The organism is Salinibacterium amurskyense, assembly GCF_002797685.1.
In the GTDB taxonomy this organism is placed as follows: domain Bacteria; phylum Actinomycetota; class Actinomycetes; order Actinomycetales; family Microbacteriaceae; genus Rhodoglobus; species Rhodoglobus amurskyensis.
The window spans coordinates 1,591,381-1,604,167 of the sequence record NZ_PGFH01000001.1; the positions used below are offsets into that span (position 1 = coordinate 1,591,381).

The following is a 12,787-nucleotide window of genomic DNA, read 5'->3' on the forward strand; positions in this document are numbered from 1 at the left end:
CGGGAATGCTGCCCGCCGCCCCTCAACGTGAACTAATCCAGAGAAGAGGACTCTCGTGAGTATCAGAATCGTCAACGCCACCCTGCCGAATGGCGAGCGCGGAGATTTCACGATCGATCGCGGCGTCTTCACGGATGCAACCTCTGCCGACCGCACGATCGACGCAGCCGGTCTGCAAGCGCTTCCGGGGCTTGTCGACCTTCACACTCACTTGCGCGAGCCCGGTTTCGAGCAGAGCGAAACGGTTCTCTCGGGAACGCGCGCTGCGGCAATGGGCGGCTTCACCGCTGTGTTCGCCATGGCCAACACGATGCCTGTTCAGGACACCGCTGGTGTTGTTGAACAAGTGCAGTCGCTTGGCATCGACCACGGGTACGCGACTGTGCGCCCGATCGGTGCGGTCACCGAGGGCCTCGAAGGTGTGAAGCTTTCTGAGATCGGCGCAATGGCTAACTCTCGCGCCAACGTGCGCGTCTTCTCAGATGACGGCAAGTGTGTCCACAACGCCTTGCTGATGCGTCGGGCGCTCGAGTACGTCAAGACCTTTGACGGCGTCGTTGCGCAGCACGCTCAAGAGCCCACGCTGACCGTCGATGCCCAGATGAACGAGGGTGCCGTCTCTAGTGAGCTGGGGCTCGCCGGCTGGCCCGCGGTCGCGGAAGAGTCGATTATCGCCCGCGACGTTTTGCTTGCCGAGCACGTGGGTGCCCGTCTTCACATCTGCCACCTTTCCACCGCCGGTTCGGTCGACGTGATTCGTTGGGCGAAGGCTCGTGGAATCGCCGTCACCGCAGAGGTCACGCCTCACCATTTGCTGCTCACCGAGGAACTCGTTCGCGGCTACGACGCCCGCTTCAAGGTGAACCCTCCGCTGCGTCGCGACGAAGACGTTCACGCTTTGCGTGCAGCCCTCGCCGACGGCACGATCGATATCGTCGCCACTGACCACGCACCGCATCCGCCCGAGGCTAAGGAATGCTCGTGGGCTGAGGCGGCATTCGGTATGGTCGGGCTTGAGTCTGCGCTCAACGTTGTCCAGCAGGCTGTCGTCGACACCGGCCAGCTTGACTGGGCGGATGTCGCACGCGTGCTCTCGCAGAAGCCCGCGGAGATCGGCCGCCTCGACGGTTACGCCACTCCGTTCGCGCTGGGAGCCCCAGCCAACATCGTGCTGGTCGATCCGAGCGCTCGTTCCACATTTTCCGCGGAATCCCTTCGCGGCAAGAGCACGAACTCGCCCTACCTCGGGCGCGAACTGCCTGGTCGAGTCATGACCACCATCCATAACGGCTACGAAACCGTGCGCAATGGCGACGTCGTTGACGCTGCCGAAGTCGCTCAGCAAGCGCGGGCCGCCGAGAGCGAGGCCGCTCGTGGCTAAAGAAATCTCGATCGTCATCGTGCTCGTCATCGTGGCTCTCGCTCTTACTGCGATGGTCGTCGGCTGGCGTGCGCGTAAGCGACGACAGTCCCACATCGCAGCGCCGCTCGCGCCGCCCGCTGATCTCGACGACACCGACCTCCGTTTCAGCGGCAAGTACGTTGCGACCACTGTGGCCGGAGATCAACTCAATCGCATCAACGTGCACGGCTTGGGTTTCCGGGCGAACTGCCTTCTCGAAGTGCACCCCGAAGGCATCGTGGTTTCGCGCGCTGGCTCACCCGATCTCTGGCTCTCTCGCTCTGATGTACGCGGCATTACCCGCGCAACCTGGACCATCGACCGTGTGGTCGAAAGCAACGGACTGCAGGTGATCGAGTGGAATCTCGATGACACTGCAGTTGATAGTTATTTCCGAATGGATGACCCCGAGACGTGTGAACGCGCTCTCGATAGTGTCGTCGGCAACGAAAGGCAGTCCCAGTGACCTTTGAACCCGCAGTGCTCGTCCTTGAAGATGGCTCGCGCTATCTCGGTCAGGCCTATGGTGCCCGCGGCCAGAAGATCGGCGAAGTTGTCTTTGCGACCGGCATGACCGGCTACCAAGAGACCATTACCGATCCCAGCTACGCTGGACAGATTGTCGTCATGACGGCACCCCACATCGGCAACACCGGTGTGAACTCCGAAGACCCCGAGTCCTCGCGAATTTGGGTGTCGGGCTTTGTCGTTCGCGATGCCAGCCGTGTCGTCTCCAACTTCCGTGCGGAAGAGTCGCTGGATGCCCAGCTCGCCGAGCAAGGAATCATCGGTATCAGCGGCGTAGACACCCGCGCGATCACCCGTCGTCTGCGCGATGCCGGTTCAATGCGTGGCGGAATCTTCTCCGGTGAGGCCGCGAGCCTCAGCACCGAAGAGCAGCTCGAATCCATCACCGCTGCGGCTGAGATGGCGGGCCAAAGCTTGTCTTCTGAAGTGTCAACGTCTGAGGCGTACGTCGTCGAGGCACAAGGCGAGAGCATTGGCCGTCTCGCCGTTCTCGACCTTGGTGTGAAGACATCGACTCTCAACTACCTCGCGGACCGGGGATTTGAGGTGCACGTTCTTCCTCAGACCGTCACCTTCGATGAAATGCTCGCGATCGAACCGGTCGCCGTGTTCTACTCGAACGGCCCGGGCGACCCCTCGGCATCCGATGGTCACGTTGCTCTGTTGACCGAGGTTCTCAAGAAGGGGCTCCCGTTCTTTGGAATCTGCTTCGGCAACCAGCTCTTGGGCCGCGCGCTCGGCTACGGCACCTACAAGCTGCCGTTTGGCCACCGCGGCATCAACCAGCCCGTTATCGATGTGCAGACCCTGCGCACCGAGATCACGGCGCACAACCACGGCTTCGCGGTTGACGCTCCGGTCGGCGAGATCAGCCAGTCACCGGCAGGATTCGGTCGCGTAGAAGTGAGCCACGTCAACCTCAACGACAACGTGGTCGAAGGCCTTCGTGCCCTCGACATCCCTGCGTTCTCCGTTCAATATCACCCCGAGGCGGCCTCAGGCCCCCATGATGCCAACTACCTCTTCGACAGGTTCCGCGACCTTGTTCTCGAGACCGCAAAGGACGCCAAGTAATGCCCAAGAGAGACGACATTTCATCGGTACTCGTTATCGGCTCCGGCCCGATCGTCATCGGTCAGGCAGCTGAATTCGACTACTCCGGCACCCAGGCGTGCCGCGTGCTGCGGGAGGAGGGCATCCGTGTCATCCTCGTGAACTCGAACCCGGCCACGATCATGACCGACCCCGATTTCGCCGATGCCACTTACATCGAGCCGATCACGTGGGAAGTTATCGAGTCGATCATTGCCAAGGAGCGTCCGGATGCACTGCTGCCGACTCTTGGCGGCCAGACCGCTCTCAACGCGGCTATCGAGCTTGACGCTCACGGCATCCTCGAGAAGTACAACGTCGAGCTGATCGGCGCCAACCTCGAAGCCATCAACAAGGGTGAAGACCGCCAGATATTCAAGCAGCTCGTTTTGGACTGTGGAGCGGATGTCGCCAAGTCGCACATCGCTCACACCGTTGCCGAAGCGGTCGAGTTTGCCGAAGATCTCGGGTATCCGCTCGTGATCCGCCCCTCGTTCACGATGGGTGGCCTCGGCTCCGGATTCGCGTACTCGCGCGAAGAGCTCGTGCGCATGGTTACCGATGGTCTGCACCAGAGCCCCACCACCGAGGTTCTGCTCGAAGAGAGCATCCTCGGCTGGAAAGAGTATGAACTCGAGCTCATGCGCGACACCTCGGACAACACCGTTGTCGTGTGTTCCATTGAGAACGTCGACCCGGTTGGGGTGCACACGGGAGACTCGATCACGGTCGCTCCGGCGCTCACGCTGACCGACCGTGAGTACCAGAACCTGCGCAATATTGGTATCGACATCATCCGCGCGGTGGGCGTCGACACCGGTGGCTGCAACATCCAGTTCGCGATCGATCCGGCCAATGGCCGCGTCATTGTCATTGAGATGAACCCGCGAGTGTCTCGTTCGAGTGCGTTGGCGTCCAAGGCAACGGGCTTCCCGATCGCGAAGATCGCGGCCAAGCTCGCGATCGGCTACCGCCTCGATGAGATCCCCAACGACATCACCAAGGTGACTCCGGCAAGTTTCGAGCCCACGCTCGACTATGTCGTCGTCAAGGTTCCTCGCTTCGCTTTCGAGAAGTTCCCCGCCGCCGACACGCGTCTTACGACGACGATGAAGTCGGTCGGTGAAGCTATGGCTATCGGCCGTAACTACTCGACCGCCCTGCAGAAGGCACTCCGTTCGCTGGAGAAGCGTGATTCGAGCTTCCACTGGAACGGCGAAGTCGGCAATAAGGACGAACTGCTCACGCTGTCGTCGGTCGCCACCGATGGTCGCATCATCACGGTGCAGCAGGCCATGCGTGCCGGTGCCACCTCAGAAGAAGTCTTCGACGCCACCAAGATCGACCCCTGGTTCATCGACCAGATTGCGCTCATCAATGAAGTTGCGGCTGATGTCGCGGCGGCTCCTGAGCTGACGGCGGCGCTGCTGACCCACGCGAAGAATCACGGCTTCAGCGACGTTCAGATCGCTGATCTGCGCGGGCTGACCGAGGCTGAGGTGCGCGATGTGCGCTGGAACCTTGATGTGCGTCCCGTCTTCAAGACGGTCGACACGTGCGCTGGCGAGTTCCCGGCTCTGACGCCGTACCACTACTCGAGCTATGACTCCGAAACTGAGGTCATTCCTAGCGACAAGAAGAAGGTCGTCATTCTCGGGTCGGGCCCGAACCGTATCGGTCAGGGCATCGAGTTCGACTACTCGTGTGTCCATGCTTCGTTCGCGCTGTCGGATGCCGGCTACGAGACGATCATGATCAACTGCAACCCGGAGACGGTTTCTACCGACTACGACACGAGCGACCGTCTCTACTTCGAACCGCTCACGCTCGAAGACGTGCTGGAGATTATTCACGCCGAGAGCGGCAGTGGTGAACTCATGGGTGTCATTGTGCAGCTCGGTGGCCAGACGGCGCTCGGGCTTGCTCAGGGATTGAAGGATGCCGGCGTCCCCATTCTCGGCACGAGTCCCGAAGCTATCGATCTTGCCGAGGAACGCGGGCTCTTCTCCGCCATTCTCGACAACGCGGGGCTGCTCGCTCCGAAGAACGGCACGGCAACCAACCAGTCCGAAGCAATCGCGATTGCGGAGAACATCGGCTACCCGGTGCTCGTGCGCCCTTCGCACGTTCTCGGAGGTCGCGGTATGGAAATCGTGTACGACTCCGAAGCACTGGCTGACTATTTCGAGCGCGTTCGCGACCTCGTCATTATCTCGGAGACGTCGCCGCTCTTGGTCGACCGTTTCTTGGATGACGCCATCGAAATCGACATCGACGCCATCTACGACGGCAACGAACTCTACGTTGGCGGAATCATGGAGCACATCGAGGAAGCCGGTATTCACTCCGGCGACTCGGCGTGCACCCTGCCCTCCGTCACTCTCGGTCGCGACGTTCTCAACCGGGTTCGCGAAGCGACGCTTGCTATTGCTGAAGGCATCGGCGTTCGAGGTCTCATCAATGTTCAGTTCGCCATCGGTCAGGGCATCCTCTACGTGCTCGAAGCTAACCCTCGCGCGAGCCGCACCGTTCCGTTCGTGTCGAAGGCTCTGGGTATTCCGCTCGCCAAGGCTGCCGCACTCGTGATGGCTGGCTCAAGCATCCGTTCTCTCGTCGAGAGCGGTCTGCTGCCGGTGCTCGATGGTTCGCAGGTGCCGTCGACTTCGCCGGTGTCGGTCAAGGAAGCGGTGTTGCCGTTCAAGCGGTTCCGTACCGTTGAGGGCAACGTCGTCGACTCGGTTCTCGGCCCGGAGATGCGCTCTACCGGTGAAGTCATGGGTATCGACTCCAACTTCCCGAAGGCGTTCGCTAAGAGCCAGGAGGCTGCGTACGGCGGTCTTCCCGATGGGGGTTCGGTCTTCGTTTCTGTCGCCGACCGCGACAAGCGCGCTGTCATCCTGCCAGTGTTGCGACTGAGCCAGCTCGGCTTCACGATTCTGGCTACCGAAGGCACCGCAGAGATCCTCGCCCGCAATGGCATCGAGGCTCAAGTCGTGCGCAAGTACTTCATGGGTCAAGAGTTGGATGCGGCCGAGCCGTCGATCGTGGAACTCATCAACGACGGCAAGGTGGACGTTGTCATCAACACGCCGAGCGGTCGCAGTGCTCGGGCCGACGGCTACGAGATTCGCACCGCAACGGTTGCGGCGGACAAGCCGATCTTCACGACGATCGCGCAACTCGCCGCAGCAGTCGCGTCGTTCGAGGCGATCCGTGACGGCTTCGACGTCCGCTCGCTGCAGGACTATGCACTCGATCGCGCCGCTGAGCTCGAGAAGGTAGCCAACAATGCCTAGTTTCGCTTCGCGGCTGGCACAGACCTTCGACGAGTTCGGGGGAGTGTGCATGGGAATTGACCCCCATCCGTTCCTCCTCGAAACCTGGGGTCTGTCCAACGACGCTCACGGCGTTCGCGAGTTTGCGCTGCGCGCTGTGGATGCCGCAGCCGGCAACGTAGGAATGATCAAACCCCAGGTGGCATTTTTCGAGCGCTTCGGCTCCGCGGGCTACGCGATTCTCGAGGAGTCTTTCGCTCTGGCACGCTCCGCCGGGCTGCTTGTAATAGCCGATGTGAAGCGCGGCGATTTGTCGTCGTCGGTCGATGCTTACGGCCAAGCGTGGCTCACTCCCGGCTCGCCGTTGGAAGCTGATGCGATGACCGCTGTGGCGTATCAGGGCGTTTCCGAGCTATCGGGGCCTTTCGAATTGGCGCGGTCGGCGGGCAAGGGCATCTTTGTGCTTGCGGCGACGTCCAATGCATCGGCTCGCAGCATTCAAACGGCTCGAATCGCTGAGGGTGAACACGAGGGTGCGACCGTCGCGGCGAGTGTCGTTCGTGATGTGACCGCGCTGAATACCGAGAGCGGTTTGGGATCATTCGGCGTCGTGATCGGCGCGACCGTGGAGGTCGCTGATTATGGCATCAAGAGCGGTGAGCTCGTTGATTTGCCCATTCTGGCTCCCGGTTTCGGGGCTCAGGGTGCACAGGTTGAACAGGCTCGCGAACTGTACGGCGATGCTGTGTCGAACACGATCGTGACGGTATCTCGCAGCGTTCTTCAAGAGGGCGCGAGTCAGATTCCGGCTGAACTTCGTTCGTTGCGTTCTCAACTCCGTGAGCAGGTGCGCTAATGGCGCCCCGTCCCGCACCTCCGGCGGTTGATCGTGCGGCTGCCTCGCGCGCGGCGATCGCGGCGCGACGCGCCCGGGCTGCAGTGAAGCGCGAAGTCGCCGAACGCGCACGTACCGCTCTCAGCGTTGCGCGCACCGCTTGGGCTCAGCCCGATAGCGCTGAAGCCCGGCTTCTCGTTCGTGAACTACTCATGAGCGTCCCTTCGCTTGGCCCTACTCGCGTGGAGTCGATCATGGCCGACCTGGCTATTGCCGAACGCAAGCGCGTTGGCGGACTTGGTCCGAAACAACGTCAGCGATTGACTGACTACCTATCGAGCCGTCAAGGCCCCGAGCCGACGCGCCTCGTCGTGCTGGCGGGGCCTACCGCCGTGGGCAAGGGAACTGTTTCGAGCTTCATTCGGGAGAATCATCCGGATGTTCTGCTCAGCGTTTCCGCGACCACGCGCAAGCCCCGCCCGGGTGAAGTCAACGGCGTTCACTACTACTTTGTGAGCGACGACGAGTTCGACTCGATGATCGAAAACAACGAGTTGCTGGAGTGGGCCGTCGTGCATAACTCGTACCGCTACGGTACGCCGCGACCGCCCATCGATGCTGCTTTGGCCGAGGGTAAGCGCGTGCTGCTTGAGATTGACTTGCAGGGCGCCCGCTCAGTGCGTACGGTCATGCCCGAGGCGCTGTTGGTCTTCTTGCTGCCACCCACGTGGGAAGAATTGGTGCGTCGCCTCATCGGCCGTGGCACCGAAGAAGCCGCCGAACAGTCTCGCCGTTTGGAGACCGCGAAGGTCGAATTGGCGGCTCAAGATGAGTTCGATGTGAAGGTAGTAAACACAGAAGTAAGCCAAGCGGCTCAAGAAGTCGTAGAATTGATGGATGCGCCCGCTGGCGCGACCACTTCCGACTCCAAGGAGCACCCTTATGGCTGACAAGAACTCGGGCATCATTGATCCCCCCATCGACGAACTTCTGTCGAAGGTTGACTCCAAGTACCAGCTCGTTATCTTCGCTTCGAAGCGCGCTCGTCAGATCAACGACTACTACGCAGACCTTCACGAAGGCAGCCTCTTCGACAACGTGGGGCCTCTCGTAGACTCCACGATCGACGACAAGCCTCTTTCTGTTGCTCTCCACGAGATCAACGAAAACAAGCTCGAACTCAAGCGACTCAGCGGCGAATAGAACGTTTCTCGGTGACCGCGCTCAACGTTGTCGTCGGAATTTCTGGCGGAATAGCTGCTTATAAAGCAGTCTCTGTTGTGCGCGAGCTTGTGCTTGCTGGCCACGACGTTCATGTCGTGGCCACAAGCAACGCCCTCAAATTTGTGGGACTACCCACTCTTGAGGCAATCAGCCGCAACCCGGTTCACACCGACCTCTACCAGGGGGTGGACGAGGTTCGGCACGTCTCCGTCGGCCAAGCCGCAGACGTAATCGTCGTCGCCCCGGCTACGGCCAATACGATCGCCAAGATCGCGACTGGCCAGGCCAATGATTTTCTTGGCAACACCATTCTTGCGAGCACAGCTCCCGTGCTTATCGCTCCGGCGATGCATACGGAGATGTGGCAAAACGCCGCGACGGTGGCCAATGTCGAAACGCTGCGTTCTCGCGGCATCCGCATTATTGGCCCCGAATCGGGCCAGCTGACTGGTTCTGATAGTGGACCGGGCCGGATGTCTGAACCCAGCGACATTGTTGCTGCGGTTCTCGATGCGGTGGCCGTCACTCGCGATCTCACTGGCCGCTCTGTGCTGGTCACGGCGGGCGGCACGCGTGAGCCTCTCGATCCAGTGCGCTTCATCGGCAATCGCTCGAGTGGCAAGCAGGGTGTCGCCTTGGCGATGGCTGCGGCGGCCCGCGGTGCCGCTGTCACTCTGATCGCGGCGAACCTTGAGGTTCCGTTACCGTCGGGCGTGCGCTGCGTGCAAGTGGGAACAACTCTCGAGTTGCAGACGGCGGTGACGGCTGAAGCGGCATCCGCCGACCTCGTGATCATGGCGGCGGCCGTCGCGGACTACCGCCCGGCCGAAACGGCGCAATCCAAGATCAAGAAGCGCAGCGATTCGAGCACGCTCGAGCTGCGATTAGAAGAGAACCCAGACATTCTGCGCGGACTCTCTCACGACCGTCCGCGTGAGCAAACGATCGTAGGCTTTGCGGCAGAGACCGAGCAAGACGACGCTGCGCTGTTCGAATTGGGCCGTGGCAAGATCTCCCGCAAGGGCTGCGACTACCTCGTGATCAACCGCGTCGGCTGGACCGAGGGATTCGCCACAGACAGTAATACTGTCATCGTCATCAACGGTGGCGGCGATAGAGTGGGCGAGGCAAGCGGAAGCAAGTTGTCGGTGGCTCACCGCATTCTGGATCTTGTGTTCGCAGCCCGCTGGCATCCATTCATCACTACCGGAGACGGCTTATGACTTCGCCCCTGCGCACCTTCACCTCGGAGTCCGTTACCGAGGGTCACCCCGACAAGATTTGTGATCAGATCAGCGACGGCATCTTGGATGCGCTGCTCGGCGAAGACCCGAACGCGCGCGTCGCCGTCGAGACTCTCGTGACAACCGGCCTCGTTCACGTTGCCGGCGAGGTCACCACGACCGGCTACGCCGACATCCCCGCCATCGTGCGCGACCGTATCTCTGAGATCGGCTACAACTCCTCAGACGTCGGTTTTGATGGTCGCTCCTGCGGAGTTTCGATCTCGATTGGCGCGCAGTCTCCCGACATCGCTCAGGGTGTCGACCGTGCCCTCGAAGCGCGTGAAGAGCACTCCAACGACGCTTTGGATGTGCTCGGCGCCGGAGACCAAGGTGTCATGTTCGGGTACGCCACGAATGAGACCCCGCAGCTCATGCCCGCTCCCATCTGGTTTGCGCACCGCATGGCCGAGCGCCTGGCCGAGGTCCGTAAAGAGGGCCTCGTCGATTACCTGCGCCCCGACGGCAAGACTCAAGTGACGGTTGGTTATGAGGGGTCCGTGCCCCGCAGCATCGAGACCGTTGTGCTTTCTACGCAGCATTCGCCTTCCGTCTCGACCGCTCAACTGCGTCAGGAAATCGAAGAGCTGGTTGTTCGCCCGATCGCTGAAAGTTCGGGCCTCGACCTCTCGAACCTGCAGGCGATCGTGAACCCCAGCGGCCGCTTCGAGATCGGTGGGCCTCAGGGCGATGCCGGCGTCACCGGCCGCAAGGTCATTGTCGACACCTACGGTGGCGCTTCCCGTCACGGTGGCGGAGCGTTCAGCGGAAAAGACCCCTCGAAAGTCGACCGCTCGGCAACGTACGCTATGCGCTGGGTCGCCAAGAATGCCGTTGCGGCTGGCCTTGCCGACCGCGTTGAGGTGCAGATTGCGTATGCGATCGGGCGGGCGGCTCCCGTGAGCCTCTATGTCGAGACCTTCGGCACCGGCCACGTCTCTGATGAGGCACTGTTGGGAGCGATCCACGAAGTGTTCGATCTGCGTCCCGGTGCGATCATCCGGGATCTCGATCTGTTGCGCCCCATCTACGCCAAGACTGCGACCTACGGTCACTTCGGCCGCGAACTTCCCGAATTCACCTGGGAGCGTCTCGACCGTGTGGAGGCACTTCGCCAGGCGGCCGGCCTGTAGCGATGACTGACGCATCCATCGCTCGGGTGCTCATTGATTCGCCTCTGCCGCAACTCGACAGGCTCTTTGACTACGCGATTCCCGAGAAGCTTCGTGCTGACGCGAAGGCGGGCGTGCGCGTTAAAGTGCCGCTCAGAACGCTCGGCAGACTCGTCGAAGGGTGGATCGTCGAGCTCACGGACACTGTCGATTACGCAGGCAAACTGAGCGAACTCGAGACGGTGATCTCGCCGTTCCCCGTGCTCTCACCAGAAGTGTGGAAACTCGCGCGCACCGCCGCCGACCGCGCCGCTGGCAATGCGGCCGACGTCTTACGACTGGGTATTCCGAAACGCCACGCGCGTGCCGAAAAGACACTTCCTGATGCCGCCGTGAACGCCTTCGAACCATCGGGGGAGCCGACGGCAGTTGCTTTCTTCGATGAGGGCGCGATCACGACTCTCGTGACGCAGCGCAAACGGGCTGCTCTTACCGCGCCGACGGGAGTGACCGAGGTTGCTCCGGGAGTGTGGGTCGGCCGCTGGGCCGTCACGATGGTCGAGCTGGCGGCCCAAGCTCTTGCGCGGGGTACCACCGCGATCCTCGCGACCCCAGACTTCCGCGACCAAGAGCAGCTTGAAGCGGCCGCGGCGGCTCTGCTGCCCGCTGACCGAGTGCTGCGGTTGGATGCCCGCCAGAGTGTTCAGAAGCGTTACGGAAACTTTCTCCGCACTCACGACGGCACGCCCTACGTCATCATCGGTAATCGATCAGCGGTCTACGCCCCGGCAGCCAATCTCCGGCTCATCGTGGTCTGGGACGACGGAGATTCTCTCTATAGCGAGAACCTCTCGCCCTATATCCATACGCGGGATGCCGCGCTGCTGCGTCAAGAGCAACAGCAGTGCGCGCTGGTCTTTCTCAGCCATTCGCGCAGCACCGAAGTGCAACGCCTCGTCGAGGTGGGCTGGTTGGTGGCGCTCAGCCCCGGCGGTCTTCGCACCCCCAAAGTAATTCCCTCGGCCAATCAGGTCAGTCAAGACCGGCTGGCCGCGATCGCTCGCATTCCGTCGGCGGCGTGGAAGGCCGCGCGAGCGGGGCTCGATGAGGGCCCGGTTCTCGTTCAAGTCGCTCGCCCTGGCTATGCGCCTCGGCTCGCCTGCGCCGACTGCGCGCACACGGCTCGCTGTACGACCTGTGCCGGACCGCTGGCGCAGCGTTCGGCATCCTCGACTCCCAGTTGTGTCTGGTGCGGGGCGCTTGCCGTCAAATGGCGCTGTCGTGAGTGTGACGGCACGAAACTGCGCATGGTCGGCTCGGGCAGTGCTCGAACCGCCGACGAGTTGGGCCGCGCGTTCCCCGGCTATCGCGTGATCGTTGCTGATGGTGACCATCAAGTGCTTACGGTCCCGAACAAGCCTTCGCTCGTCATTGCCACGCGCGGTGCTGAGCCGGTAGCCGAAGGCGGCTATCGAGCGGTGCTGCTCCTCGATGGTGCTGGGATGCTGGCGCGCGAGAGCCTGCGGGTGGCGGAAGACTGCCTGCGCTGGTGGTCGAACGCGATTGCCCTGGCCGCGGACGGTGCGCCGACGGTGATCGTGGGCGTCGGTGGCGCGCTAGCCACTTCGCTCGTGACGTGGCGCCAAGAGGATTTCGCCCAGACAGAGCTTGCGGACCGCCGAGAGCTCCGTTTTCCGCCAGCGGTCCGCGTCGCAACGCTCACCGGAAAGGTTGAGCTCATCGATGATGCGATTCGCCAGCTCCCCGTCGCGCCGCTCGATGTCCTCGGACCGGTGGACCTCCCCGACGGACTGGTGCGCACGATTGTACGTTTCGACTACAAAGACGGTGCTGCCGTCGCTGAACAACTCAAAGCGCTCGTAGTGACGGCCACGACAGTGGCGCGTCGTAGTCGCAAACCGGGCACACCGCGAGCCCAACAACCGCCGCCGGGACTGCGCGTTCACCTCGATGACCTCGAGCCCTTTGTCGATCTCTAACCCCTCAGTGCGCACCTTTGCGCGATTTCACGAGAC

Annotated in this window: 10 protein-coding genes; all 10 read left to right on the plus strand. The window is 62.0% G+C overall.

Annotated features, from left to right (window positions below; genetic code table 11):
* The first annotated feature begins 55 nt into the window (after nucleotides 1-55).
* Genes CLV85_RS07590 through CLV85_RS07635 form a run of 10 tightly spaced genes read left to right on the plus strand, consistent with a single transcriptional unit; the run spans nucleotide 56 to nucleotide 12,751 of the window.
* Nucleotides 56-1,381, plus strand: coding sequence for a dihydroorotase (locus CLV85_RS07590; protein ID WP_100388933.1), 1,326 nt, complete (start codon nucleotides 56-58; stop codon nucleotides 1,379-1,381).
* Nucleotides 1,374-1,868, plus strand: a complete 495-nt coding sequence (locus CLV85_RS07595) for a PH-like domain-containing protein (protein WP_100388934.1) — start codon at nucleotides 1,374-1,376, stop codon at nucleotides 1,866-1,868. Before CLV85_RS07590 ends, CLV85_RS07595 begins: the two co-directional genes overlap by 8 nt.
* Nucleotides 1,865-3,004, plus strand: a complete 1,140-nt coding sequence (gene carA, locus CLV85_RS07600; RefSeq protein WP_100388935.1) for a glutamine-hydrolyzing carbamoyl-phosphate synthase small subunit — start codon at nucleotides 1,865-1,867, stop codon at nucleotides 3,002-3,004. The genes CLV85_RS07595 and carA overlap by 4 nt, the downstream gene beginning before the upstream one ends.
* Nucleotides 3,004-6,318 (plus strand): carbamoyl-phosphate synthase large subunit, encoded by a 3,315-nt coding sequence (gene carB / locus CLV85_RS07605; RefSeq protein ID WP_100388936.1) that lies wholly within the window; start codon nucleotides 3,004-3,006, stop codon nucleotides 6,316-6,318. The genes carA and carB overlap by 1 nt, the downstream gene beginning before the upstream one ends.
* The gene (gene pyrF / locus CLV85_RS07610) at nucleotides 6,311-7,153 is read left to right on the plus strand and encodes an orotidine-5'-phosphate decarboxylase (protein ID WP_100388937.1); all 843 of its coding nucleotides are present in this window, start codon (nucleotides 6,311-6,313) and stop codon (nucleotides 7,151-7,153) included. Before carB ends, pyrF begins: the two co-directional genes overlap by 8 nt.
* Nucleotides 7,153-8,082 (plus strand): guanylate kinase, encoded by a 930-nt coding sequence (gene gmk, locus CLV85_RS07615; protein ID WP_100388938.1) that lies wholly within the window; start codon nucleotides 7,153-7,155, stop codon nucleotides 8,080-8,082. The genes pyrF and gmk overlap by 1 nt, the downstream gene beginning before the upstream one ends.
* Nucleotides 8,075-8,335 carry a DNA-directed RNA polymerase subunit omega gene (rpoZ, locus tag CLV85_RS07620; protein ID WP_100388939.1) on the plus strand — a complete coding sequence of 87 codons (261 nt, stop codon included), beginning with the start codon at nucleotides 8,075-8,077 and terminating at the stop codon, nucleotides 8,333-8,335. Before gmk ends, rpoZ begins: the two co-directional genes overlap by 8 nt.
* Nucleotides 8,336-8,346: 11 nt before the next feature.
* Nucleotides 8,347-9,579: a bifunctional phosphopantothenoylcysteine decarboxylase/phosphopantothenate--cysteine ligase CoaBC gene (gene coaBC / locus CLV85_RS07625; RefSeq protein ID WP_100388940.1), complete on the plus strand. Its 1,233-nt coding sequence runs from the start codon at nucleotides 8,347-8,349 to the stop codon at nucleotides 9,577-9,579.
* Nucleotides 9,576-10,772 (plus strand): methionine adenosyltransferase, encoded by a 1,197-nt coding sequence (gene metK, locus CLV85_RS07630; RefSeq protein ID WP_100388941.1) that lies wholly within the window; start codon nucleotides 9,576-9,578, stop codon nucleotides 10,770-10,772. Before coaBC ends, metK begins: the two co-directional genes overlap by 4 nt.
* Before the next feature lie 2 nt (nucleotides 10,773-10,774).
* Nucleotides 10,775-12,751 (plus strand): primosomal protein N' family DNA-binding protein, encoded by a 1,977-nt coding sequence (locus tag CLV85_RS07635; RefSeq protein WP_100388942.1) that lies wholly within the window; start codon nucleotides 10,775-10,777, stop codon nucleotides 12,749-12,751.
* Nucleotides 12,752-12,787 lie beyond the last annotated feature (36 nt).